Source organism: Clavibacter sp. MX14-G9D (genome assembly GCF_032917815.1).
GTDB classification, from domain to species: domain Bacteria; phylum Actinomycetota; class Actinomycetes; order Actinomycetales; family Microbacteriaceae; genus Clavibacter; species Clavibacter michiganensis_K.
Window position 1 is genome coordinate 1 of record NZ_JAVCVL010000021.1, and the last position, 24,042, is coordinate 24,042.

Below are 24,042 nucleotides of genomic sequence, written 5' to 3' on the forward strand. Positions count from 1 at the left end.
TGCACCGGGCGCAGCGCACTGCCCCGGGCGCCGCGCACCCGGCGGCGGGATCAGGCCCGCGGGGCCTTCGCGCCCGCGGAGCGGCTCGTGAGGCGCCGCGCGACGCCGATGAACGGCACCTCCACGAAGCGGTGCACGAGCCAGGAGACGACGAGCGTGAGGGCGATGGCGGCGATGACGCGCACGATCCCCTCGGGCACGTCGACGGCGCGCATGACGCGGTAGGCGAGCGGGTGCAGCAGGTAGGCGGCGTAGGAGATCGCACCCAGCCAGACCAGCACGCGCGAGTGCGCGGCCTGACGTGACGCGTAGAACGCGAAGAACAGGCCGAGGCCGAGGAGGAAGGACACGGAGTAGTCGAAGGGCGGCCACGTGGCGTCCTGCCCGCCGTTGAGGTACGTGAAGAGCGGCACGCCCACGACGCCGGCGACGAGGAGGCCCTTCCAGGCGCTGGAGCCGTCGCGGTCGCGCAGGTGGATCGCGTGGCCGAGGGAGGCCGTGTAGAGCAGCAGCGGCAGGGTCCAGGGGAGCTCCCGCTCGAGCACCCGCCCGGCGATCGCCGCGGCGACGAAGCCCGCGAGCCAGACGTAGCCCATGACGACGCTCCGGTCGAGGCGGCCCAGGAGCTTCGCCACGAGGGACTGCCCGTAGAAGATGAGCTCGATGCCGAGGGTCCAGGCGGTCGGCACGATGGTGTAGATGCCGACGGCGCCCTGCACCATGAGGACGTTGGCCATGATGGTCAGCGGCCCGCCGAGCTCGCCGTCGCCGGTGGTCGCGACCCAGAGCATCATGAGCCCCAGCACCAGCCAGTAGAGGGGGAACAGCCGGTACACGCGGCGCACGAGGAACGTGCGGGTGTCCTGGCGTTGGAGGCTCAGCGGGATGACGTACCCGCTCACCAGGAAGAACGCGACGACGCCCACGCGCCCGGCGTCGACCCACTGTCGGCTGAAGTCCTCGAAGGCGGGGTACTCGGCGGCGATGAGGTGCTGGAGCACCACGATGAACGACGCGACGCCGCGGACCGCCTCGAGGAACTCGATCTTGCGACCGGTCTCGCTCTTCACTGTCACGGTGCTGGTCACGCGGCGCTCTCCTCTGGTGCGGGCGCCACGTCCCGCGGCACCGCTTCGACCCTAACCGCCGGGTCGCCGGCGGCAGGACGGGGGGATGCCCCTACTTCTGGGCGGACTCGTCGAGGACCTCGGTGCGCACGAACCTGCGCACCTCCGCGCCCATCAGCTTGTAGCCCGTCATGTTGGTGTGGATGCCGTCGCGGAAGAACTCGGTCCGCCACTTGTCGTCCTTGTTCGTGAGGTTCACCCACGGGTCGAAGTAGTGGAAGCCCTGGGCGTCCGCGAACTCCTCGAGGTGCGCGTTCACCTGCGGCGGCGTCTCGGGGGAGGCGTTCTGCGGCGGGATGCCGAGGATCACCGTCTCCTTCGGCGCGAGCTTCCCCACCGTCTCCAGGATGTCGGTGTCGAGCTGCGTGTCCGGGATGCCGGCGAGGCGGTTGTTGGTGCCGATCATGATGAGCGCGACGTCCACGTCCTCGACGGTGGGCGTGTTCGCGGCCATGAACGTGCTGGTGGCGCCGTCGTTGCCCCAGCCGCCGGCGAAGGTCAGCGGGTCGCCCACGACGTAGTCGACGTAGGCCATGCCCTGGTCGATGCCCTGGGGCAGGGTGCCGACGAAGCCGTTGGTGTTCGAGTCGCCCATGACGACGATGCGCACCATGTCCTCGGGCGCGGTGGTCGCCGACGCGCTCGGCGCCGGCTCGGCCTCCGTCGCGGTGGGCGTGGGCTGCGGGTTGCCGCTGGTGCACCCGGCGAGCAGGAGGACGGCGGCGAGGGCGGTGACGGCGCCCCGGGCCATGCGACGTGCGGGCATAGGTGTTCATCCGATCGGTGGAGGGATCCGCGGCAGCGGCGAGCCGGTGACCCCGTCAGCCGCTGCGATCACGGGGTCGCTCGGAACCCATTGTGCCATGCGGCGTTCGGCGGGCCCGCGGGCGGTGGGCGCGGCGCGATCCCCGGGAGGTCGTGGTGCGGGTCCTGGGCGCCCGCCGCGCGGCGTGCGGGAGCCGGCGGATCAGGCGGTGCGCGCGAGCCGGACGAGCGCCTGCACGGCCGCGTGGTCCGAGGGGGAACGGCCCTCGAACGTGTACGGGTTGATGGCCGAGTCGACCACCTCCACGCCCGTTCCCGCGAGGATCCAGTCGATGCGCTCGCCCTCCGGGACGGGGTCGCCGTAGGCGGTGAAGGTGCCGATGCCGGGCGTCGCGTGGTGCGCGGCCGTGGTCCACGTGTCGGCGAGCCCCGCGTCGCGCGTGAGGATGTCGTACGCCGCCGACTCCTCGGCCGGCGCGTTGAAGTCGCCCGTGACGACGACGGGCGCGCCGGACGCGACCTCCTGCAGCCGCTCGGTGATGAGGTCGGCGCTCTTCACGCGCGCCAGCTCCGACTCGTGGTCGAGGTGCGTGTTGAGGTGCACGAACTCGGCGCCGCTGCGGCGGTCGCGGAAGCGCGCCCACGTGGCGATGCGGGTCGTGGTGCAGCCCCACGAGCGCGAGCCGATGAGCTCGGGCAGGTCGGAGAGCCAGAACTGGTCCCACGCGACGACGTCGAGGCGGCGCTCGTCGTAGAAGATCGCGCTGTACTCGCCGCCGGAGCCGCCGTCGCGGCCGTAGCCGAGCATGCGGTGGTGGGGGAGGGCGCGGGCGATGGCGGGGAGCTGCCGCGCGAGGGCCTCCTGCACGCCGAGGACGGTGGGCTGCTCGAGCTCCAGGAAGCGGGCGAGGACCGGCTCGCGGTCGCCCCAGTGGTCGGGGTCGCCCGGCTCGGTGCCGGCGCGGGCCAGCCGGATGTTGCAGGTCATGACGTGCACGAGGTCGCCCTCGGCCGAGCCGATGGTCGCCTGCTGGGGCAGGGCGGGAGCGGCGGGTGCCGCTGCCGCCGGCCGAGACGGAGGGGGGTCGGCCTCCGCGGTCCCGTCCGGGCCGTCCGTCGTGGTCGTCGTCTCGTCCGCGCGCGGGCGCTCGAGGAGCGCCGTGCCGGAGCCGCGGGTGGGGCGCCCGACGCCCGGATCCGATGATCCGGCACCGTCGAACAGGTCGCGTCGGCTGAATCCGCCGCTGGCCATCATGGAGATCTCCTCGGGTCGCACGTGTCTCGCATGATCAGCCTGCGCCCGTCGGGACGATCGGGTGCCCAACGGGACGTGGCGGATGCGTGAACTGCACGCACAGGTCTACGCGAGGGGTGCGGGGATGGCAACCCGGTGGCGGCGTGTCGGCCCGGCGCGGAGGGATCCGCCAGCCGGCGCAGGGTCCGTGGACGGACGCGCGCGCCGTCGGCGGCGGCCGACGGCGCGCGGATCGGCGCGGAGCGGGCGTCAGCCCAGGTGCTCCGCGAGGAAGCCGGTGAGCGCGCGCCACGAGCGGCGCTCGGCGCGGTCCTGGTACTGGGCGCCGTGGTCGGGCGAATCGACGCCCGGCACCGAGAACGCGTGCATCGCCCCGCTGTACGTGACGACCTGCCAGTCGATCGCGGGACGCGTGCGCATCTCGGCCTGGAAGGCGGCGACCCGGTCGTCCGGGACCATGGGGTCGTCCGCGCCCGTGAGGACCAGCAGCGCCGCCTCGATCCCGGCGACGTCGGCCGGCTCGTGCACGACGAGGCTGCCGTGCAGGGAGACCGCGGCCTTCACCGGGGCGCCCGCGCGGGCGACCTCGAGGGCGGCGCTCCCGCCGAAGCAGTACCCCATCACGGCGATGCGCGCGGGGTCGACGTCGGGCTCGGCGGCGACGCGGTCGATCGCCGCGCGGACCCGGGCGCGCATGAGCGGCAGGTCGGCGTAGTAGGCGCCCGCCACCTCGGCGGCGTCGGACGGGCCGGGGCGCACGTCGCGGCCGTACACGTCGGCCGCGAAGGCCACGTAGCCGAGGCGCGCGAGCATCTGGATCCGCGCGGCGACGTGCCCGCCCACCCCGAACCAGTCGTGGACGACGACCACGGCCGGACGACGTCCGCCAGCCGACGCGTCGCGCGCGAGGAGCCCCTCGAGCTCGGTGCCCTCGTGGTCGTAGAGCACGGGCCCCATCCGGACGTCGGCGCCCGCGGGCAGCGGCACGCGCTCCGTGAGCTCGGCCAGGGAGGGCGACCACACGGGGGCGGAGGCGTGGTCGGTCATGCGCGTGCCTCCACGGCGGTGCCGAAGCGCGCGGGGAGCGTGGCGCGGTGGATGCCGCGCAGCTCGTCCACGGAGAGGGTGAACAGGCCCTGCAGCTCGAGCCCGGGCGCCTGCGCGTCCGTGACGCCGATGCGCAGCACCGGGTAGCCGCGTCCCTCGCAGAGGCCCTGGAACTTCACGTCGTCCTCGCGGGGCACCGTGACGAGCATGCGGCCGGTGGACTCGGAGAAGAGGGCGGTGGCCGCGTCGACGCCGTCGCGCTGGACGATGCCGTCGAGCCAGACGCGCGCGCCGACGCCGAAGCGCATCACGGACTCCGCGAGCGCCTGGCCGAGGCCGCCGTCCGAGAGGTCGTGCGCGCTGGCGATGAGCGACTGCGTGCCGCCCGCCGCGATGAGCGAGGCGAGGTCGCGCTCCGCGGCGAGGTCGACCACGGGCGGGACGCCGCCGAGGTGGTCGTGCACGGTGCCCGCCCACGCGGATCCGTCGAGCTCCTCGCGCGTGACGCCGAGCAGGTAGACGTTGTCGCCCTCGTCCTGCCAGCCGGACGGGATGCGGCGCGCGACGTCGTCGATCACGCCGAGGACGCCCACGACGGGCGTCGGGTGGATGGCCTGCGTGCCCGTCTGGTTGTAGAGGGACACGTTGCCGCCGGTCACCGGGATCTCGAGCTCGAGGCACCCGTCGGCGAGGCCCTCGACCGTGCGGCTGAACTGCCACATGACCTCGGGGTCCTCGGGGCTGCCGAAGTTGAGGCAGTCGCTGACGGCCACGGGCGTCGCGCCGGAGGCGGCGACGTTGCGGTACGCCTCCGCGAGCGCCAGCTGCGCGCCGCGGTACGGGTCGAGCTGGCAGAAGCGGCCGTTGGCGTCGGTCGCGACCGAGAAGCCCAGCCCGCTCTCCTCGTCGATGCGGACCATGCCCGCGTCGTCCGGGAACGACAGGGCGGTGTTGCCCATGACGTAGCGGTCGTACTGGTCGGTGATCCACGACGCGTCGGCGAGGTTCGGGCTGCCGAGCAGCTGCAGGAACTGGTCGCGGATGTCGTCGGGCGCGGTGGGCCGTGCGAGGCGCGACGCGGAGTCCGCCTGGAGGGCGTCGATCCACGTGGGGTAGGCCACGGGCCGGTCGTAGACGGGACCGTCGACCGCGACCGTGCGCGGCTCGACGTCGACGATGCGCTCGCCGTGGTGGTCGATGACGAGGCGGCCGGTGTCGGTGACCTCGCCGAGGACGCTCGTCTCGACGTCCCACTTCGCGACGACCGCGAGGAAGCCCTCGAGCTTCTCGGGGCTGACGACCGCCATCATGCGCTCCTGGCTCTCCGACATGAGGATCTCCTCGGCCGTGAGCGACGGGTCGCGCAGCAGCACCTCCTCGAGCCGGATGTGCATCCCGCCGTCGCCGTTGGAGGCGAGCTCGCTCGTGGCGCACGAGATGCCGGCGGCGCCCAGGTCCTGGATGCCCTCCACGAGGTCCTCCCGGAAGAGCTCGAGGCAGCACTCGATGAGCACCTTCTCGGCGAACGGGTCGCCCACCTGCACCGCGGGGCGCTTGGTCGGCCCGCCGTCGGCGAAGGTGTCGCTCGCGAGGATGGACGCGCCGCCGATGCCGTCGCCGCCCGTGCGGGCGCCGAACAGCACCACCTTGTTGCCGACGCCGCGGGCGTTGGCGAGGTGGAGGTCCTCGTGGCGGAGGACGCCCACCGCGAGCGCGTTCACGAGCGGGTTGCCCTGGTACACGCGGTCGAAGTAGGTCTCGCCGCCGATGTTCGGCAGCCCCAGGCAGTTCCCGTAGAAGCTGATGCCGGAGACGACGCCGTGCACGACGCGCGCGGTGTCCGGGTCGTCGATGTCGCCGAAGCGGAGAGCGTCCATGACGGCGACGGGCCGGGCTCCCATCGAGATGATGTCGCGCACGATGCCGCCGACGCCGGTCGCGGCGCCCTGGAACGGCTCGATGTAGGAGGGGTGGTTGTGGCTCTCGATCTTGAAGGTGACGGCCCAGCCCTCGCCCACGTCGACGACGCCGGCGTTCTCGCCCATGCCGACCATGAGGTCCTTCCTCATGGACTCGGACACCTTCTGACCGAACTGGCGCAGGTACTTCTTCGAGGACTTGTAGGAGCAGTGCTCGCTCCACATGACCGAGTACATGGCGAGCTCGCCGCTGGTGGGGCGGCGGCCGAGGATCTCCCGGATGCGCAGGTACTCGCCCTCCGTGAGGCCGAGCGCCGCGTACGGCTGCTCCTTCTCCGGGGTGCGCTCGGCCATCTCGACGGTGTCGGCGACGTGGCGGCGAGCGCTCCGTGCGTCCGCTCCCGCGGGGTCGGTGGGGACGGATGCGGGATCGGCGTGGACGCTCACTGCGCGAGGACTCCTTCGAGGACGGACGTGAAGAGGCGGAGGCCGTCGACACCGGAGCGCATGGCGGCCGGGGTGTCCGGTCCGAAGCCCTCCTCGACGGCGTGCTCGGGGTGGGGCATGAGGCCGACGACGTTGCCGCGGGCGTTGGTGATCCCGGCGATGTCGCGCAGGGACCCGTTCGGGTTGCCGCCGAGGTAGCGGAAGGCCACGCGGCCCTCGCCCTCGAGGCGGTCGAGCGTGTCGGCGTCGGCGATGAAGCCGCCCTCGCCGTTCTTCAGCGGGATGGTGATCTCCTCGCCCTCGGCGAACGCGCTCGTCCACGCGGTGGCCGTGGCCTCGACGCGGAGGCGCTGGTCGCGGCAGACGAACGAGCCGGCCTCGTTGCGGATGAGCCCGCCGGGCAGCAGGTGCGCCTCGGTGAGCATCTGGAAGCCGTTGCAGATGCCGAGCACGGGGACGCCGCGCTCGGCCGCGTCCACCACCTCGCGCATGATCGGCGCGAACGCCGCGATGGCGCCGGCGCGCATGTAGTCGCCGTAGCTGAAGCCGCCGGGGAGCACGACCGCGTCGACGCCCTGGAGGTCGTGGTCGCCGTGCCACAGCGCGACGGGCGTGGCGCCCGCGAGACGGACGGCGCGCTGGGCGTCGCGGTCGTCGAGGGATCCCGGGAAGGTGATGACCCCGACGCGCATCAGCGCTGCTCCGCCGCGGCGGAGCCGTGGGGGAGCGGGTGCGCGCCGACGTTCGTGTCGGCGGTGCCGCCGTCGGCGACCGTGTGGTCGTCGGTGACGTTGCCCGTGGCCATGTCGGCCTCGGCGGAGACGCCGAACCCGTCGAGCCCGGCGACGTGGACGCTGATGACGTCCTCGATGACGGAGTTGGACAGCATGTCGGCGGCGAGGGTCTGGACATCGGCCAGCAGCGCGTCGTCCACCTCGCCCTCGACGGTGAGCTCGAAGCGCTTGCCGATGCGGACGCCGGTGAAGCGGTCCTTGCCGAGGCGGGCGAGGGCGCCGGCCACGGCCTTCCCCTGGGGGTCGAGCAGCTCGGCCTTGGGCATCACTTCGACGACGATCGTGGGCACGATGGATCTCCGGCTTCCTGGAGGCGGGTGGATGCGCTCAGCGTACCGGACGGCCGCGGCCCGCCGGGGTCCGGCGGGCGCGCTCCGGCGGCCGCGTCAGCCGATGGCCTCCGGCAGCAGCTCCACGCGGTAGGCGGCGTCGATGGTCTCGCCGGTCGCCGGGTCCTCGAGCTGCACGTGCCAGCGCGACGCGAACTGGTCGACGCCCGGGACCATCGCGACGGTGCCCGAGATGAGGACGGTGCCGGGCACGCGGAGGCCGCGCTCGGCCAGCACGCCGAGCCAGTGGTCGGGCGTGAGGAGCGCGCCGAGGGTGGAGTCCTGGATCAGCCGCTCATCGCCCTCCTCGCCCACCCAGCCGCGCAGGCGGATCGCGTCGAGGCGGTCGCGCACGTCGGCGAGGCGCCAGGCGCGGCGGCCGAGGACGTCCGGGCCCGCGTTCTTGCTCCACGCGACGCCGTGCACCTCGAGCGCGCGGTCGGTGTGGTCGCACGCGACGGTGAGGAGCACGTCGTCGTCGGTGATGACGAGGGCCCACTCGGCCTCGCCGGAGGTGCGGCCGTGCTGCGCGGGGACGGCGTCCGCCTGCGACGCCAGGTAGGGCGCGACGGGGTAGAGCGCGGGCGTGACCTCGGGGCCGGGGACGCCGAGCTCCGCGAGCTCGGCGATGTGCGCCTGCACCTCGGCCTGGTCGCGGCCCGCGTAGCCGGCGTTGAGGAGGCTGGTGACCTCCACGCTCGTGGTGGATCCGTCGGGCAGCTGGAAGCGCAGGGTGGTCATGGGTCCTCCGATGTGTGTTTCGAGCGTGTGAAGAAAAGCGGATCCGCGCTCCGCGGCCTGGTCGCAGGGGCTCGGTATGCCTACTGTATACAGCAGACCGACCGGGCCACCGGCGGGATCCGCCCCACGGATCCGCCCCCCGGACACGCACCCGAGGAGCCCCATGGCCGACGACCCCACCGCCGCTGCGGCGACCACCGCACCCGCGTCCGGCGCACCGCACGACACCCCGAAGCCGACCCGCCGGGAGCTCGCGAAGGCCTTCACGGCGAGCCTCACCGGCACCTCGCTCGAGTGGTACGACTTCGCCGTCTACTCGGCCGCCAGCGCGGTCGTGTTCCCCGTCGTCTTCTTCCCGTCGTCGGACCCGTACACGGCGACGATCCTCGCGTTCTCCACCTACGCGGTCGGCTACGTCTCGCGCCCCGTCGGCGGGTTCGTCTTCGGGCGGCTCGGTGACAAGATCGGCCGCAAGCCCGTCCTCGTCCTCACGCTGCTGCTCATCGGCATCGCCACGTTCCTCATCGGCGTGCTGCCGGGCTACGCGACCATCGGGCTCGCGGCGCCGATCATCCTCGTGCTCCTCCGCTTCGCGCAGGGCGTGGGCGTGGGCGGCGAGTGGGGCGGCGCGGTGCTGCTGTCGAGCGAGTTCGGGGATCCCCGGAGGCGCGGGTTCTGGTCATCGGCCGCCCAGGTGGGTCCGCCCGCCGGCAACCTGCTCGCCAACGGCGCGCTCGCGCTGCTGACCGTGCTCCTCACCGAGGAGGACTTCCTCGACTGGGGCTGGCGCGTCGCGTTCCTCCTCTCGGCGCTCCTCGTGGCCTTCGGCCTCTGGATCCGCCTGAAGCTCGAGGACACCCCCGTGTTCAAGGCGCTGCAGGAGCGGGGCGACCGCCCGAGCGCGCCCATCTCCGAGGTGTTCCGCACGCAGGCCCGCCCGCTCGTCGCCGCGATCCTCTCCCGCGTCGGCCCCGACGTCCTCTACGCGCTCTTCACGGTCTTCACGCTCACCTACGGCGTCAACTCGCTCGGCTTCGAGCGCAGCCAGGTGCTCGTCGCCGTGCTGGTCGGATCCGCGGTGCAGCTGTTCACCATCCCGTTCGCGGGTGCCGTCAGCGACCGCATCAACCGGCGTGCCCTGTACGCGGCCGCGGCGGTGGGCGCCGCCGTCTGGGCGTACGTCTTCTTCGCCATCACCGACGGCTCGTCGACCTTCGTGCTGGGCGTCGGCATCGTGCTCGGGCTCTTCTTCCACTCCTTCATGTACGGGCCGCAGGCGGCGTACATCATCGAGCAGTTCTCGCCGCGGCTGCGCTACACGGGCGCCTCGCTGGCGTACACGATCGCGGGCGTCATCGGCGGGGCCATCGCGCCGCTGATGTTCACGATCATCTACGAGGAGACCGGCAGCTGGGTCGGCATCGCGCTGTACCTCACCGCCGCGGTCGTCCTCACGCTCGTGGGCCTCGCGATGGGCCGCGACTCCGACGTCTCCGAGGACGAGGAGTACGTGCGGACGGGCGCCGAGGGCGTCGCGGCACCGCGGATCTGACCCCGGCACCGCCGACGACGCCCGGATCCCCGCGCGGGGACCCGGGCGTCGCCGCGTCCCGGGGCGGCGGGCGGTGCTGCGTCGGCGTCAGGCGCGCAGCAGGACGTCGAGCGTGACCGCCAGGTGCTGGTCGATCGCGTCGCGCGCGGCCTCGGCGTCGCCGGCGGCCAGCGCGTCGACGATGCCGGCGTGCTCCTCGCACACGCGGTCCTGCCGGTCGGTCGCGCGGTAGAGCGCCTCGACGCCGACGAGGATCTGCCGGGCGCGGAGCTTCGCGTAGGTGCGGCTCATCAGCTCGCTCCCGGCGGCGTCGACGAGCAGCTGGTGGAAGCGCCGGTCGTGCTCGATGAACTCCCGGCCGCTCTCGCGCGGCGGCAGGGCGACCATGGCGCGCTGCTGCGCGAGCACGGCGCGCATGGCCTCGAGGGGCGTGCGGTCGTGGGCCACCGCGCTCGTGGCGGCGTGGCGCTCGAGGACGCCGCGGAGCTCCATGAGCTCGCCGATCTCCCGGCCGGTGATGACCGGGATGCGGGCGCCGCGCTTGGGGATCATCTCGACGAGGTCGTCCGCGGCCAGCAGCAGCAGGGCCTCGCGGACGGGGGTGCGGGAGACGCCGATGCGCTCCGCGAGCTCCTGCTCGTTGAGGAACGCGCCCTGCTGGTCGGGGTCCGTGAGGACGTGCGCGTGCAGGAACTCGTAGGCCCGTTCCCGGCCCGAGAGGGCGACGGCGGGAGCGCCTGGATCGCCCGCCCGTTCTCGCATACGCTATGTATACATCACGAGGAGGACCATGAGAGTCGCGCTAGCCCAGATCATCAGCTCCCCGGATCCCGCGGACAACCTCGCACGCCTCGAGCGCGTCGCGGAGGACGCCGCGCGGCAGGGCGCCGAGCTCGTGGTGTTCCCCGAGGCGACGCAGCGCGCGTTCGGGAATCCGCTCCCGGAGGTCGCCGAGCCGCTCGACGGGCCGTGGGCCTCGGGCGTGCGGGCGGTCGCGGACCGCCTCGGCGTCGTGATCGTGGCCGGCATGTTCACCCCCGGGGCCGGCGGCCGCGTGCGCAACACCCTGCTCGTCGCCCGGCCCGCGGACGCGGACGCCGCGGGTGCGGCCTCGTACGACAAGATCCACCTCTTCGACGCGTTCGGGTTCCGCGAGTCCGACGCCGTCGACCCGGGTGACGCCGTCGCGGTGATCGAGGTCGGCGGCACGCGCGCGTCGCTCGCCACCTGCTACGACGTGCGCTTCCCCGCGCTCTTCCTCGCGGGGGCCGACCGCGGCGCGGTCGTGAGCGTCGTCTGCGCCAGCTGGGGCGCCGGCCCCGGCAAGGCCGACCAGTGGGACCTGCTGCTCCGGGCCCGCGCGCTCGACTCCACGACCTTCGTCGTCGCCGTCGGCCAGGGCGACCCCGCGACGCTGCCCGCCGGCTCCCGCGGCCACGACCCGGCGAGCGGCGCACCCACCGGCATCGGCCGGAGCGCCGTGGTGTCCCCGCTCGGCGAGGTCCTGCACCGGCTCGGCGGCGAGGAGGAGCTGCTCGTCGTCGACATCGACCCCGCGGCCGTCGACGCCGCGCGCGGCACGCTGCCCGTGCTCGCGAACCGGCGCCGCGGGCTCGAGCAGGGCGCCTGACGCCCGTCAGCCCTCGCGGAACGACAGCACGTCGCCCGGCTGGCACTCCAGCACCCGGCAGATCGCCTCGAGCGTCGAGAAGCGCACCGCCTTCGCGCGGCCGTTCTTCAGCACGAAGACGTTCGCCGGCGTGATCCCGATCGCCGTCGCCAGCTCGGCCACGGTCATGCCGCGCGCGGCGAGGTGCGAGTCGAGGTCGACCTCGATCGGCATCAGACGACCTGCGCGAGCTCGGCGTGCGAGGCGGCGGCGCGGCGCAGGAGCCCGAGCAGGGTCACCAGGACGAGGCAGAAGGCGGCGCAGAGGGCGGCCACCCCGCCCAGGGCGACCATGACGGCCGGCGGCGTGATGCCGGCGACGGCGAGCCCGACGAAGGCGGCGACCGCGAGGCCCGCCGCGACGGCGCCCAGCGCGACCATGGCCCGCACCAGCGCGAATGCGCGCGCGTCGAAGATGGCGTCGCCCGCGGTCATGGACGTGAGCCGCCAGATGATGACGAGCACGGCCTGCGCGCACAGCGTGACGGCGACGATCCACGCCGCGACCGGCACGACGAGCCCGTCGAGGTCGGCCTCGCTCTCGCGCAGCGGCCCCGTCGCCGCGGACACCATGAGCGCCTGCACCACGATCCCGAGCGCCACCAGCACCGCCACCAGCGCCTTCACGCCGGTCCTCGTCGCCTCCGCCATGTCCGTCCTCCTCCGTGCATCGAATCTCGATCCATCGAATTACGATACGAGGCGGGAGCGGGCGAGCGCGTCATCCGGAGGTCGCATCCCGCATGACGCGACGCGGGCCCGGCCGCCGAGGCGACCGGGCCCGCGGGCCGTGCGAGCGGATCAGCGCCCGAGGGGCGTCATGTCCTCGTAGCGGTCGCCGACCGGCGTGGGCAGCGACGAGAGCCGCGCGAGCTGGTCGGCGGTGAGCGTCACGGCGTCGGCGCCCACGTTCTCGTCGAGGCGGCTGACGCGCTTCGTGCCCGGGATGACGGCGATGTCGTCGCCCTGCGCGAGGATCCAGGCGAGCGCGACCTGCGCGGGCGTCGCATCGAGCTCGCCCGCTACGGCTGTCACGGCGTCGACGATCCGCATGTTCTGCGCGAACGCCTCCTCCGCGAACCGCGGCGACGACGAGCGGTAGTCGGCCGAGGACAGGTCGGCGGCGCTTCGGATCGCGCCCGTGAGGAAGCCGCGGCCGAGCGGCGAGTAGGCGACGAGTCCGATGCCGAGCTCGCGCAGCACCTCGAGCACGGGGCCCTCGGGGTCGCGCGTCCAGATGGAGTACTCGCTCTGCAGCACCGAGATCGGGTGCACGGCGTGCGCGCGGCGGATGGTGTCGGGCCCGGCCTCGGAGAGGCCCAGGTGCAGCACCTTGCCCTCCTCGACGAGCTCCTTCATCGCGCCGACGGTCTCCTCGATCGGCACGGACGGGTCGACGCGGTGCTGGTAGAGCACGTCGATGCGGTCGGTCCCGAGTCGCTGCAGGGAGGCCTCGACGGCGATGCGGATGCCGGCCGGGGTGCTGTCCATGCCGCGCTCGTAGTCCTCGGCGTCCTTGCCGGGCGCGTGCTTCAGCAGGCCGAACTTGGTGGCGATCACGACGTCGTCGCGGTGGGCGGCGAGGGCGGACCCGACGAGGCGCTCGTTCGCGAACGGCCCGTACGCCTCGGCGGTGTCGAAGAGCGTGACGCCCTGCTCGACCGCGCGGTGCAGGGTGCGGACCGACTCCCGCTCGTCCTCGCCCGCGCCGTCGTAGAACGCGCTCATGCCCATGCAGCCGAGGCCGATGCGGCCGACGTCGAGTCCCGTGCCGGTGTGGATGTGCTTCATGCGGTGCTCCGATCTCCCGCGGCCGGATGGGCCGCCCGTCGAGCCTAGGCACGCCCCGGCCGACGACGCGCCGCATCCACCCGCTGTCTTGAATCACTCAAGGGAAGTGTGCTTGACTGCGGCGATGCTCCCCGACCACGCGCACCACCACGCGCCGCCCCTCGACGCCGACGCCCTGCGCGCCGCGCTGCGGGAGGCGGGCCTCCGGGTGACCGGGCCGCGCGTCGCCGTCCTCGCGGCCGTCGACGCCCGGCCCCACTCGGACGCCGACGAGGTGCTCCGCGCGATCAAGGGCGAGCTGCCCGGCACGAGCATCCAGGCGGTCTACGGCGTGCTCGGCGCGCTGCTGGCCGCGGGGCTCGTGCGCCGCATCGAGCCCGCGGGATCCTCCGCGCGCTACGAGCGGCGGACGGGCGACAACCACCACCACCTCGTGTGCACGTCCTGCCGGACGATCGTCGACGTGGACTGCGCCGTGGGGGAGTCCCCCTGCCTCGCGCCGTCCGACGCGGCGGGATTCCTCGTGGCGAGCGCCGAGGTGACGTACTGGGGCCTGTGCCCCGCCTGCCGGACCGCGACCGCGGATCCCGGTGCCACCGTCGCGACCTGACCGTCGCCACCGGCCGCCCCACGGCCGGACGACCCGAGCCAGCACCTCCCCGTTCCACCGCTGACAGGAGAACCACATGACCGACCAGAAGCACACGACCACCGACTCCGGCGCCCCGGTCGCCAGCGACCAGCACTCGCTCTCCGTCGGCCCCGACGGATCCATCCCGCTCCACGACCACTACCTCGTCGAGAAGCTCGCGCAGTTCAACCGCGAGCGCATCCCGGAGCGCGTCGTGCACGCCAAGGGCGGCGGCGCGTTCGGCACCTTCCGCACCACGGGCGACGTGAGCGCGTACACCCGCGCCTCGCTCTTCCAGCCGGGTGCCGAGGTCGAGCTCCTCGCCCGCTTCAGCACCGTGGCCGGCGAGCAGGGCAGCCCCGACACGTGGCGCGACCCGCGCGGCTTCGCGCTGAAGTTCTACACGGACGAGGGCAACTACGACCTCGTGGGCAACAACACGCCCGTGTTCTTCATCCGCGACGGGATCAAGTTCCCCGACTTCATCCGCTCGCAGAAGCGCCTCCCGGGCTCGCACCTGCGCGACCACGACATGCAGTGGGACTTCTGGACGCTCTCGCCCGAGTCCGCGCACCAGGTCACCTGGCTCATGGGCGACCGCGGGCTGCCGAGCTCGTGGCGCCACATGGACGGCTTCGGCTCGCACACCTACCAGTGGGTGAACGCGGCCGGCGAGCGCTTCTGGGTGAAGTACCACTTCAAGACGCAGCAGGGCATCGAGATCCTGAAGCAGGAGCAGGCCGACCAGATCGCCGGCGAGGACGCCGACTTCCACATCCGCGACCTCACCGAGGCCATCGACCGGGGCGACTACCCGGAGTGGAAGCTCGAGGTGCAGGTCATGCCGTACGAGGACGCGAAGACGTACCGCTTCAACCCCTTCGACCTGACGAAGGTGTGGTCGCAGAAGGACTACCCGCGCATCGAGGTCGGCACGATGACGCTCAACCGGAACCCGGAGAACTACTTCGCGCAGATCGAGCAGGCCGCGTTCGCGCCCTCGAACTTCGTGCCCGGGATCCAGGCCAGCCCCGACAAGATGCTCCTCGCGCGCATCTTCAGCTACGCCGACGCGCACCGCTACCGCGTGGGCACCAACCACGCGCAGCTGCCGGTGAACGCGCCGAAGTCGCCCGTGCACAGCTACTCGAAGGACGGCCAGGGGCGCTACACGTTCCAGGACGCCGGCACGCCCGTCTACGCGCCGAACTCGCTCGGCGGCGCGCACGCCGACCCCGCCCGTGCCGGCGAGAGCGCCGGCTGGGAGCAGGACGGCGAGCTCGTCCGCTCGGCCGCCACCCTGCACGCCGAGGACGACGACTTCGTCCAGGCCCGGATGCTCGTCAACGAGGCGATGGACGACGCCCAGCGCGAGCGCCTCGTCGGCAACATCGTCGGCCACGTGAGCAAGGTCACCACGGCCGAGCTCCGCGCCCGCGTCATCCAGTACTGGACGAACGTGGACGGCTGGCTCGGTGCGGCCGTCGCCGCGGGCCTGCCGCCGCTCGCCGGCTCCGCGCCCGTCGCCGAGGCGACCCCCGGTCCGACGCGCGACGCCGAGGAGGTCTCCGTCGCGGCCCGCTGAGCCGTGGCGGTGATCCGCTGATCGCACGACGCGACGCCCGCCCCCTCGGCGAGGGGGCGGGCGTCGTCGCGCGTGGCGGGCGGTCAGCCGGCGTGCATCGCGCCCCCCTGGTAAAGGATGGTGTCGTAGCCGAAGTCGCAGACTCCGCGGTACGGCCCCCCGTCGTCGCCCGGCACCTCCACCGCCGGCGTCCCGCGGCCCCCGATGGTCCGGGCGCACACCGGGATGCGCGTGCCGCGGATGGTCACGTGGTCCAGGCGGGCCGTGTCCCCGCGGTCCTGGTTGACGCCCACGACCTTGTAGCGGCCGCCCGTGATGAGGACGTCGCTGACGACGACGTGCCGGGTCTCCTGCACGAGGCAGTCCCCGCACGAGCGCGCGAGCGTGCCGATGTCGGACGCGGCGAGGTGCGTGATGACCGCGGTGCCCGCACCGTCCAGCTGCACGACCTTGTCGTAGGCGTGCGCGACCGCGCCTCCGGTGATGGAGACGACGGACCCCGCGGGCGATCCGGCCTGCAGCGTCACGGCGTCCTCTCCCACATGCGGCGACCACATCCCCTCGATGCGGCACGTGGCGAGGCAGTGCACGCCGTCGGCCGCGAGCGGCCCGATGATCAGGTTCCGCGCGGTGGCTCCCGGCTCGAGCACCAGCACCGGCTGCTGGAACTCGCTGTGGCCGTTCGTCGACCCGTTCAGCTCGGCGAAGTGGAAGTCCACCGTCCGGCCGGCCTCGACCACGTACGGCGTGCTCCGCGGCGGCATCACGACGGTCGGCCGGGGGAACGCGGGCATCGCGGTGAGGGAGGAGCCCCGCGCCGGGAGCGCGGCCGCGCTCGCCGCCTCGGGCACCGCGACCGAGGCGATCCCGCCGGCGGCGGCGAGGGAGAGGGCGAGCACCAGGGCGAGGCGCCGGAGGGAGGAGGGGATGGTGGGCGGGGGCATGCGAGCCGATCTCTGCATCCGCCGCGTCGGTCGCGGTCGGCACCGGAGCGTACGGCGCGGCGACCCGGCCGCGTCGGTCCCGTGAACCGGCGGATCCCCGTCCCCGCGCCCTGTGTGCCGCGCCCCCGTCCGGGGGCGCCGTCGTGCGAGTGTCGGGCCGCGCCGACCGGCGCGACCCCCCCTCGTAGAACAGGACCACACGATGGCATCTGCCACCCGCACCACGCTCCTCGGCACCGCGGCCTGCGCCGTGATCACCGCGGGCATGCTCGCCGGACCGGGGGTGGCCATCGCCGCTCCCCGCCCGGTCGCCGGCCCCTCGTCGGGCATCCTGCACCACACGATCCCGGCGCGCAGCGCGGCGGCGGCGGCGACCGCGTGGACGCCCGCGCGCATGCACGCGGCCACGACCAACCGGTTCGTCGACGCGGACCCGGCCGACGGCGATCCGCCCGCGACCGCCACGGACACGCCGGCGGCGCTCGACACCTCGGCCGTCGTCGCCCCCGCTGCCGTCGCGGACCTCGACGAGACGACCGCGGTCCCGGGCTTCGCCGAGGCCGACCACCTCGGCGTCGTATTCTTCCGCAGCGGCGGCGTCGACCAGCGCTGCACCGGGAACGCCGTCGTCTCCCGATCCGGCGACCTCGTCGCCACATCGGGCAGGTGCGTCTCGGCGCTGGAGGACGCGTTCGTCAGCGAGCTCGTCTTCGTCCCGGGTTACGACGGGACGGCGCCCGAGGGCGTCTGGGCCGCGACCGCGGTCACCGTGCAGTCGCGCTGGGTCACGGACCGCGCCGTCGACCTCGACTCGGCGTTCCTCCAGGTGCGGGCGCCCGCCGGTGCCGCCGCCGGGGCGACCCTCTCCTCGACCGTCGGGGCGTCCGGCGTGCTCTTCGCGGGGCAGGAGGACGACGACGAGTACCGCGCCTCCGGGTGCGCCCTCGACGGCGGTCACGACGGCACGCAGGTCGTGGACGTGGTCAGCACGGTCGAGCTCAACCCGTGGGCCAACGAGGACTACGCGATCGAGGGCATCGGGACCGAGCTCCGGGCCGGCATCAGCGGATCGCCGTGGAGGGCCACCGAGGACGGCTCGGGCGACGTCCAGCGCGGCATGACGACGTTCGCGTACCACCAGTTCACCCACGCCGCCTTCGGACCGCAGTGGACGAGCACCCTGCATGACACGTACCGGGCCGCGGCGGCCTCGTGACCCGCGGGCGCCGCCGGGCCGACCGGCCGGGTGGCGCCCCCCCCGCGGATCGCGGATCCCGGATCGCGAATCGCGGATCAGGCGAGCGGCAGCTCCATCTCGAGGTCCCGCTGCGCGCGGTCCAGGGCGTACGGCACGCTGCGGCCCGTGAGGCGGAAGCCGCGGCGCTCGTAGTAGGCGCGGGCGCGGGGGTTGTCCTCGTGCACCTCGAGGCGGAGGGCCGTCGCGCCCGGCCGCTCGCGGGCCCACGCCACGACGGCGTCGAGGAGCAGGTCCGCGACCCCGGCGACGCGACCGCGGGCCTCCGGCGTGATGTAGACGCTCACGAGCATGACGACGGCGCGATCGGTCGTGACGAACGCGTTCATCGCGCCGAGCCAGCGGCCGGTGCCGCGGTCGACGGCCGCGTACGCGGTCGATCCCGGCTGCGAGGGGCGCTCCGCGCGGGCCCGCCACTGGGCGTCGGTGAGCCCGCGCGCCGTCTCCAGCGTCTCGAGGTACGCGAGCGGGGTGTCCTCCAGCATCTCCAGCCGGAGGGTGCGGTACTCGCGCCAGTCCTCGGGGAGGATCCTGTGGACGACGGGGTCGAGCCCGCTCACACCAGCTGCCCGTTCACGTGCAGGTCGCCCGCGGGGAACGCGTCCGCGGCCGCGGTGACGGGGAGCATCAGCCAGCCGTGGTCCTGGTGCACGACCTCGGCCGCGCCGAGGAGGGTGAATCCGTTGTAGTGGCCGGTGCGCCCGGGGAGCGGGACCCAGCCGTGGCGCTCGTAGTAGCCGGTCGTGCCCTCGCCCGTCTCCAGGAGGCCGAAGGGGACGGCGAGGCGGGCGAGGGCGCCGCGGATGCCGTCGGCCAGCAGCGTGCCGAGGCCCTGCCCCTGCCGGTCGGGGTGCACGGCCACCATCCCGGTGGACCCCACGAGCAGGTCGCGGGCCGGATCGCCGGCGCCGTCGCCCGTGCCCACGAACATGCGGCGGATCCCGGCGTGCGCCACCAGCTCGTCGCCGTCGTGCGCGAGGACCCGCAGCTCGGGCTGCGCGCCCGCCCAGCTGCGCGACCCCGCGTAGCCCTCGCGGAAGTCGGGGAACGCGCGTGCGAGGAGCGCGGCGATCGCGACGTGGTCGGCGACGGCGAGCTCGCCCTCGCGGACGACGGAGAGGCGGGGTCCCATGGACCGAGCGTATCGGCCGGTCGCGGCGTGTCCGGGCCCCGACCGCGGCCCGGTCGCGCGGCCCGCCCGCCCGTAGGGTGGACGGCATGACCACCCCTCCGTCCGTGTGGCAGGACAAGCTCGGCCGCCTCTCCATCCGCTGCGTGCAGGTCCTCGCGGTCCTCGTGGTCGCCATCGCGATCGTCTACGCCGCCATCTCGCTCAAGCTCGTCGTGATCCCGGTGATCATCGCGCTGATCCTCGCGTGCGCCGTCCGCCCGATGGTGCAGTGGATGGAGCGCCGCGGCGTGCCCGACGCGCTCGCCGCGGTCATCGCGCTCCTGACGGGCCTCGTGCTCTTCGGCGGCGCGATCACGCTCGTCGTGTTCGGCGTGCAGAACCAGTGGCCGACCCTCGTGAAGGCCACCAGCGAGGGCGTCGACCAGCTGCAGGGCTTCATCGAGGAGGGCGGGCTGCCGATCGACACGGCGCAGATCGACTCCTTCCGCCAGTCCGCCGTCGACTTCCTCACCAGCAGCCAGTTCGGCTCCGGCGCCATCGCGGGCGTCTCCGCGGCGGCCGAGGTCGTGACGGGCGCCGTGCTCGGCCTCGTCGTCTTCTTCTACTTCGTGAAGGACGGGCCGCGCATCTGGGCCTTCCTCATCCGCCCGTTCCGCGGTCGCGGCCGCAAGCGCGCGGTCCGCGTCGGCCACGAGGGCGCCCGGGTCCTCGGCGGGTACATCCGCGGCACGGCGACCGTCGCGCTCGTCGACACTGTCTTCATCGGCGCGGGCCTCGTCATCCTCGGCGTGCCGCTGGCGCTGCCGCTCGCGCTCGTCGTCTTCATCGGCGCGTTCGTGCCGATCGTCGGCGCGACCGTCGCGGGCATCCTCGCGGCGCTCGTCGCGCTCGTCACCAACGACCTCACGACGGCCCTCATCGTCGTCGGCATCGTGGTGCTCGTGAACCAGCTCGAGGGCAACCTGCTGCAGCCGGTCGTGCTCGGCAACGCCCTCAAGCTCCACGGCCTCGTCGTGCTGCTCGCGCTGACCGCGGGCACCATCCTCGGCGGCATCATCGGCGCCATCCTCTCGGTGCCCCTCACCGCCGTCGCCTGGACGACGTGGAAGATCGTGATGGAGCCGGACGAGGCGGAACCGGATCCGCACGCGTCGTCCCCGGTGGAACCCGTGAAGCGGGCCGCGCGCGGCCTCACGGCGAAGCTCACGGGCCGCTCCTCCGGCCCCGCGTCGACCGTGCGGGCCGACCGATGAGCGCCACCGGCGCCGCGTCGAGCCTCCAGCGCAAGCCCGGCTTCGCCGTCGCCGCGCGCCTCGGGCACGCGGTCAACGGCCTGCTCCACCTCCTCATCGGCGTCATCGCGTTCCGCCTCGCCACGGGCGGCGGCGGCGAGGCCGACCAGTCGGGCGCGCTCGGGTCCATCGCCGGGTCGCCCGGCGGCCGGGTGCTCCTCTGGGTCGTCGTCGTCGGGCTCGTCGGGCTCGGCCTCTGGCAGCTCGTCGAGACCGTCCTCGCCCGCGAGGAGGACGCCGCGCGCACCTGGGCGGCGCGCGCGAAGGAGCTGGGCAAGGCCGTCGCGTACCTGGCCGTCGCGGCCACCGCGCTGCGCTTCGCCATGGGCGGGTCCAGCGACTCGTCCGAGCAGACCCAGTCCCTCAGCGCCCGGCTCCTCGAGGCCCCCGGCGGCGTGGCACTGCTCGTGGTCCTCGGCCTCGCCGTGATCGCGGTGGGCGCGTACTTCGGCTTCAAGGGCGCGACGAAGCGCTTCCAGGAGGACATCTCGGTGCCGTCGGGCTCCCTCGGCCGCGGGATCACCGCGCTCGGGGTCGCCGGGTACGTCGCCAAGGGCGTCGCGCTCGTCGCGGTCGGCGTGCTGTTCGTCGTGGGCGCGGTCACGGCCGACCCCAGCAGGGCCACGGGCCTCGACGGGGCGCTGCAGTCGCTCGCCGGGCTGCCCGCGGGCGTCGCCGTCCTGGCGGTGACGGGCCTCGGCCTCATCGCGTACGGCCTGTACTGCGGGGCCCGCGCGCGCTACGCGAAGCTGTGACGGCGCGTCCGGTCACGGGCCTCGACGGCATGCGGCCGGACGAGGTCCATGTCGTCCGCGTGTTCGCGGACGCCGAGGGGCGCCACGGCAACCAGCTCGGGATCGTGCTCGCGTCGCCGCGCACCGACGGCCGGGAGCCCGCGATCGCACGGGCGCTCGGCTTCAGCGAGACCGTGTTCGTCGACGCGGTCGACGCCCCCGACGCGGAACCCCGCGGCGCCGCGATCCGCATCCTCACGCCCGCCCGCGAGCTGCCCTTCGCCGGGCACCCGACCGTCGGCACGGCCTGGTGGCTGTCGTCGCGCGGCGTGACGATCGACCACCTGCGGGTGCCGGCCGGCACCGTCCGCGTGGACCGCTCCGGCGACGACGTGCGGGTGACCGCGGATCCGGCGTGGGGCCCGGAGTTCGCGTGGCACCCCGTGCGATCCGTCGCCGAGCTCCTCGCCCTCGACCTGCCGGCGCTGGCCGAGGCCTCGGGCGTCGAGCACCTCTACGCCTGGGCGTGGATCGACGAGGCCGCGGGCGCCATCCGGTCGCGCATGTCCGCTCCCGCGCTCGGGGTCCCCGAGGACGAGGCGACGGGATCCGCCGCCCTCCGCATCACCGCGCACCTGGGCCGCGACCTCCGCATCACGCAGGGCCGCGGCAGCGAGCTGGTGACGCGGCTGCGCGACGACGGCCGCGCGGAGGTCGGCGGGCGGACGGTCGCGGACCGGGTGATCCCGCTGCCCTGACGGTCGCGCCTGCTCGAGGTCGGCAGGGGGCTGGATCCTTACCACCGGAGGGCGTCCGAGGTCCACTGCCGTCAGATCGAGGTCCGCCGTGCCGTGCCGCGCACGACGCGCCATGGCCACGGATCCCACGGGATGCGAACGTCTGCAGAGCGTCAAACCCTTCAAGATGCGCAGGAACGGCGAGCGGTCCTGCGCGAAGTCGTAGCTCCACCGCCGGGCCGCGGCGCAGCGGTCCACAGCTGCGCGGCTAGGCGGCGCCGCCGTCCGCCGCGTCCTCGCCCACCGGCTCCTCCCGCGGGATGACGAGGATCTCGGAGATCCGACGCCGGTCGAGCGCCGTCACCTGCAGCGTGACGCCGTCGACCTCGACCGTGTCGCCCACCTGGGCGAGCCGTCCGAGGTTCTCGATGACGAAGCCCGCGACCGTGTCCGACGCGGAGTCGGGGAGCCTCACGCCCGTCGCCTCCTCGAAGTCCTGGAAGTTGAGGCGGCCGTCGATGGTGCCGCCGTCCTCCGCGAGGTCGCGCGCGGCGGAGTCGGTGTCGTACTCGTCGAAGATCTCGCCCACGACCTCCTCCACGAGGTCCTCGAGCGTGACGATGCCGTCGGTGCCGCCGTACTCGTCCACGATCACGGCGATCTGGTGGCCCTCGGCGCGCATCATCGTGAGCGTCGGGAGCACGCGGGCGGTCGCCGGGAGGTAGGGGATCGGGCGGAGGATCTCGGACACGGGCCGGTCGGGGTCCGCCGCGATCGCCTGGTACAGGTCGCGCACGTGGACGAAGCCGATGACGTCGTCGATGCTCTTGTCCATCACGGGATAGCGCGAGTACGGCCGGTCCTGCACGTCGAGGCCCGCCTCGCGGACGGTGCCGGTGCCGTCGAGCGCGGCGATCTCGGGCCGCGGCTTCATGACCTCGCTGAGCTGGCGGTGGCGGAGGGAGAGCACGTCGTCGAGGATCCGGCGCTCGTCGTCCGGGAGGCCCTCGTGGCTGGAGACGATGTCGCGGAGCTCCTCCTCGCTCATCTCCTCGCCGGTCTTGTCCGGGTCGCCGCCGAGGATGCGGACCACCAGGTTCGTCGACACGGACAGCAGCCAGATCACCGGCCGCATGAGGATCGCGAAGCCGTTGAGGACGGGCGCGACGCCGTACGCGAAGGCGGCGTTCCGCTGGATGGCGAGGCGCTTGGGCGCCAGCTCGCCGAGGACCAGCGACAGGTACGCGATCACGAGGGTGAGCGCCAGCGTCGCGATGGTCGAGGCGAGCTGCTCGTCGAGGCCCCACGTCACGAACAGCGGGGCGACCGACGGCGCGATGGACGCGGCGCCGTACGCGGCGGACGCGAAGCCCGCCACGGTGACGCCGATCTGCACCGCGGCGAGGAAGGTGTTGGGGTTCCGGGCGAGCGCGGCGACCTTCTCGCCGCGGCGGCCGCGGGCGGCGAGCGCGTTGAGCTGGCCTTCGCGGAGGGTGACGAGCGCCATCTCGGTCGCGGCGAACACGCCGCCGACGAGGACGAACACGACGACCAGGACGATGTTGAGGAGGAGGTCGCCGTTCACGAGCGGGTGCCGGTCGAGGCGGTGGCGGGGATCCCGTGGACGGGAGCGGTGGCGCGGAGGGTGCGGGGCGTGCCCGGGGTCGTCCGGGCGCCGGGACTGTGGCTGTCGGGAGCTGGCTCCCGTGCGGTTCTGTGCATGGATGGAGGGTAGCGGAGCGGGGTGGGGAAATAGGCGGGCCGACGTCCGTGCCCTAGCGTCGAGGCCATGGACCAGCAGTGGATCGGCTCCTGGGGCTGGCTCGCCCTCGCGCTCGTGAACGCCGGCCTCGCGGAGCAGAAGGGCCGGTCGAGGTGGACCTGGTTCCTCGTGTCGCTGCTCCTCGGGCCGATCGCGACCTTCTTCATCGTGACGTGGGAGCGGGCTCCCGCGCGTCCCGTCCGGACGCCGGAGGAGGGGCCGACGAACGGGCTGCTCGCCGTGGGGATCGGCCTCGCGGCCCTGGCGGTCGTCAGCGCCGTGGTGGCGGCGATCGGCGGCGACGCCGACGGGCAGGTGCTCGCGGGCGGCAACGAGCGCGACACCGGCCTGTGGGTGCTCGCGGGCGCGCTCGCCGTGGTGGCCGCGGTCTCCCTGGTGCTCCACGTGCTCGCGCACCGGCGGTGGGCGGCGCTGCGGTCGGCCCCGACAAAGGCGGACGGGTCGCGCTGACGCGTCATCCCGGCTGCGCCCCTCAGCCGCGCAGCCGCGGATAGGCGGCGAGCGTCGGCGCGTG

At 73.8% G+C, this 24,042-nt stretch carries 25 protein-coding genes and 1 pseudogene; 9 read left to right on the plus strand and 17 right to left on the minus strand.

Annotation, left to right across the window (positions count from 1 at the left end; genetic code table 11):
- Positions 1–50 precede the first annotated feature (50 nt).
- The 8 genes and pseudogenes from Q6969_RS03780 to Q6969_RS03815 all read right to left on the minus strand — a co-directional run bounded on the left by Q6969_RS03780 (position 51) and on the right by Q6969_RS03815 (position 8,424).
- Positions 51–1,088: an acyltransferase gene (locus Q6969_RS03780; protein WP_317229252.1), complete on the minus strand. Its 1,038-nt coding sequence runs from the start codon at positions 1,086–1,088 to the stop codon at positions 51–53.
- 91 nt (positions 1,089–1,179) lie between these two features.
- Positions 1,180–1,893: a GDSL-type esterase/lipase family protein gene (locus Q6969_RS03785; RefSeq protein WP_317229253.1), complete on the minus strand. Its 714-nt coding sequence runs from the start codon at positions 1,891–1,893 to the stop codon at positions 1,180–1,182.
- A 201-nt stretch (positions 1,894–2,094) separates the two neighbouring features.
- Positions 2,095–3,147: an endonuclease/exonuclease/phosphatase family protein gene (locus Q6969_RS03790; protein WP_317229254.1), complete on the minus strand. Its 1,053-nt coding sequence runs from the start codon at positions 3,145–3,147 to the stop codon at positions 2,095–2,097.
- 249 nt (positions 3,148–3,396) lie between these two features.
- On the minus strand, positions 3,397–4,194 hold the full coding sequence (locus Q6969_RS03795; RefSeq protein WP_317229255.1) for a dienelactone hydrolase family protein: 798 nt from the start codon (positions 4,192–4,194) through the stop codon (positions 3,397–3,399).
- On the minus strand, positions 4,191–6,560 hold the full coding sequence (gene purL, locus Q6969_RS03800) for a phosphoribosylformylglycinamidine synthase subunit PurL (RefSeq protein WP_317229256.1): 2,370 nt from the start codon (positions 6,558–6,560) through the stop codon (positions 4,191–4,193). The genes Q6969_RS03795 and purL overlap by 4 nt, the downstream gene beginning before the upstream one ends.
- Positions 6,557–7,252, minus strand: coding sequence for a phosphoribosylformylglycinamidine synthase subunit PurQ (gene purQ, locus Q6969_RS03805; protein WP_317229257.1), 696 nt, complete (start codon positions 7,250–7,252; stop codon positions 6,557–6,559). Before purQ ends, purL begins: the two co-directional genes overlap by 4 nt.
- A gap of 152 nt (positions 7,253–7,404) precedes the next feature.
- A pseudogene (gene purS, locus Q6969_RS03810) lies at positions 7,405–7,644 on the minus strand (phosphoribosylformylglycinamidine synthase subunit PurS); the annotation flags it as partial.
- Between the two features lie 96 nt (positions 7,645–7,740).
- On the minus strand, positions 7,741–8,424 hold the full coding sequence (locus tag Q6969_RS03815; RefSeq protein WP_317229258.1) for a DUF2848 domain-containing protein: 684 nt from the start codon (positions 8,422–8,424) through the stop codon (positions 7,741–7,743).
- A 163-nt stretch (positions 8,425–8,587) separates the two neighbouring features.
- On the opposite strand from Q6969_RS03815, the gene Q6969_RS03820 reads away from it, so the two are divergent.
- A complete protein-coding gene (locus tag Q6969_RS03820; protein ID WP_317229259.1) occupies positions 8,588–9,976 on the plus strand; it encodes an MFS transporter in 1,389 nt (462 codons plus the stop codon).
- An 87-nt stretch (positions 9,977–10,063) separates the two neighbouring features.
- Here the strand turns inward: Q6969_RS03820 and Q6969_RS03825 are convergent, their stop codons facing one another.
- Positions 10,064–10,738, minus strand: coding sequence for a GntR family transcriptional regulator (locus Q6969_RS03825; protein WP_317229260.1), 675 nt, complete (start codon positions 10,736–10,738; stop codon positions 10,064–10,066).
- Positions 10,739–10,766: 28 nt separating this feature from the next.
- On the opposite strand from Q6969_RS03825, the gene Q6969_RS03830 reads away from it, so the two are divergent.
- Complete coding sequence (locus tag Q6969_RS03830) at positions 10,767–11,606, plus strand: carbon-nitrogen hydrolase family protein (RefSeq protein WP_317229261.1); 840 nt, start codon at positions 10,767–10,769, stop codon at positions 11,604–11,606.
- A gap of 6 nt (positions 11,607–11,612) precedes the next feature.
- On the opposite strand, the gene Q6969_RS03835 is transcribed toward Q6969_RS03830, so the two are convergent.
- The 3 genes from Q6969_RS03835 to Q6969_RS03845 all read right to left on the minus strand — a co-directional run bounded on the left by Q6969_RS03835 (position 11,613) and on the right by Q6969_RS03845 (position 13,435).
- A complete protein-coding gene (locus Q6969_RS03835) occupies positions 11,613–11,819 on the minus strand; it encodes a helix-turn-helix transcriptional regulator (protein ID WP_094115171.1) in 207 nt (68 codons plus the stop codon).
- A complete protein-coding gene (locus Q6969_RS03840) occupies positions 11,819–12,295 on the minus strand; it encodes a DUF2975 domain-containing protein (protein WP_317229262.1) in 477 nt (158 codons plus the stop codon). The genes Q6969_RS03835 and Q6969_RS03840 overlap by 1 nt, the downstream gene beginning before the upstream one ends.
- Positions 12,296–12,445: 150 nt before the next feature.
- Positions 12,446–13,435, minus strand: a complete 990-nt coding sequence (locus Q6969_RS03845) for an aldo/keto reductase (RefSeq protein WP_317229263.1) — start codon at positions 13,433–13,435, stop codon at positions 12,446–12,448.
- A 124-nt stretch (positions 13,436–13,559) separates the two neighbouring features.
- Between Q6969_RS03845 and Q6969_RS03850 the strand changes: the two genes are divergently transcribed.
- Together Q6969_RS03850 and Q6969_RS03855 are read left to right on the plus strand one after the other, a co-directional pair.
- On the plus strand, positions 13,560–14,045 hold the full coding sequence (locus tag Q6969_RS03850) for a Fur family transcriptional regulator (RefSeq protein WP_317229264.1): 486 nt from the start codon (positions 13,560–13,562) through the stop codon (positions 14,043–14,045).
- A gap of 76 nt (positions 14,046–14,121) precedes the next feature.
- Positions 14,122–15,651, plus strand: coding sequence for a catalase (locus tag Q6969_RS03855; protein WP_317229265.1), 1,530 nt, complete (start codon positions 14,122–14,124; stop codon positions 15,649–15,651).
- An 83-nt stretch (positions 15,652–15,734) separates the two neighbouring features.
- Here the strand turns inward: Q6969_RS03855 and Q6969_RS03860 are convergent, their stop codons facing one another.
- Positions 15,735–16,595: a pectate lyase gene (locus Q6969_RS03860; RefSeq protein WP_317229266.1), complete on the minus strand. Its 861-nt coding sequence runs from the start codon at positions 16,593–16,595 to the stop codon at positions 15,735–15,737.
- 202 nt (positions 16,596–16,797) lie between these two features.
- Between Q6969_RS03860 and Q6969_RS03865 the strand changes: the two genes are divergently transcribed.
- Positions 16,798–17,811 carry a hypothetical protein gene (locus Q6969_RS03865; RefSeq protein ID WP_317229267.1) on the plus strand — a complete coding sequence of 338 codons (1,014 nt, stop codon included), beginning with the start codon at positions 16,798–16,800 and terminating at the stop codon, positions 17,809–17,811.
- Between the two features lie 77 nt (positions 17,812–17,888).
- Here the strand turns inward: Q6969_RS03865 and Q6969_RS03870 are convergent, their stop codons facing one another.
- A complete protein-coding gene (locus tag Q6969_RS03870; RefSeq protein WP_317229268.1) occupies positions 17,889–18,410 on the minus strand; it encodes an N-acetyltransferase in 522 nt (173 codons plus the stop codon).
- Entirely contained in the window at positions 18,407–18,982 is a 576-nt protein-coding gene (locus tag Q6969_RS03875) for a GNAT family N-acetyltransferase (RefSeq protein WP_317229269.1), read from the minus strand. The genes Q6969_RS03870 and Q6969_RS03875 overlap by 4 nt, the downstream gene beginning before the upstream one ends.
- A gap of 86 nt (positions 18,983–19,068) precedes the next feature.
- On the opposite strand from Q6969_RS03875, the gene Q6969_RS03880 reads away from it, so the two are divergent.
- From Q6969_RS03880 to Q6969_RS03890, 3 genes are read left to right on the plus strand one after another with little or no spacing between them, the layout of a single operon-like run.
- Positions 19,069–20,235, plus strand: a complete 1,167-nt coding sequence (locus Q6969_RS03880) for an AI-2E family transporter (protein ID WP_317229270.1) — start codon at positions 19,069–19,071, stop codon at positions 20,233–20,235.
- On the plus strand, positions 20,232–21,029 hold the full coding sequence (locus tag Q6969_RS03885) for a DUF1206 domain-containing protein (protein ID WP_317229271.1): 798 nt from the start codon (positions 20,232–20,234) through the stop codon (positions 21,027–21,029). The genes Q6969_RS03880 and Q6969_RS03885 overlap by 4 nt, the downstream gene beginning before the upstream one ends.
- Complete coding sequence (locus tag Q6969_RS03890; protein ID WP_317229272.1) at positions 21,026–21,766, plus strand: PhzF family phenazine biosynthesis protein; 741 nt, start codon at positions 21,026–21,028, stop codon at positions 21,764–21,766. The genes Q6969_RS03885 and Q6969_RS03890 overlap by 4 nt, the downstream gene beginning before the upstream one ends.
- A gap of 247 nt (positions 21,767–22,013) precedes the next feature.
- Here the strand turns inward: Q6969_RS03890 and Q6969_RS03895 are convergent, their stop codons facing one another.
- Together Q6969_RS03895 and Q6969_RS03900 are read right to left on the minus strand one after the other, a co-directional pair.
- On the minus strand, positions 22,014–23,330 hold the full coding sequence (locus Q6969_RS03895; RefSeq protein WP_317229273.1) for a hemolysin family protein: 1,317 nt from the start codon (positions 23,328–23,330) through the stop codon (positions 22,014–22,016).
- Complete coding sequence (locus Q6969_RS03900) at positions 23,327–23,467, minus strand: hypothetical protein (RefSeq protein ID WP_317229274.1); 141 nt, start codon at positions 23,465–23,467, stop codon at positions 23,327–23,329. Before Q6969_RS03900 ends, Q6969_RS03895 begins: the two co-directional genes overlap by 4 nt.
- A gap of 67 nt (positions 23,468–23,534) precedes the next feature.
- Between Q6969_RS03900 and Q6969_RS03905 the strand changes: the two genes are divergently transcribed.
- A complete protein-coding gene (locus Q6969_RS03905) occupies positions 23,535–23,978 on the plus strand; it encodes a hypothetical protein (protein WP_317229275.1) in 444 nt (147 codons plus the stop codon).
- The last annotated feature ends 64 nt before the right edge of the window (positions 23,979–24,042 follow it).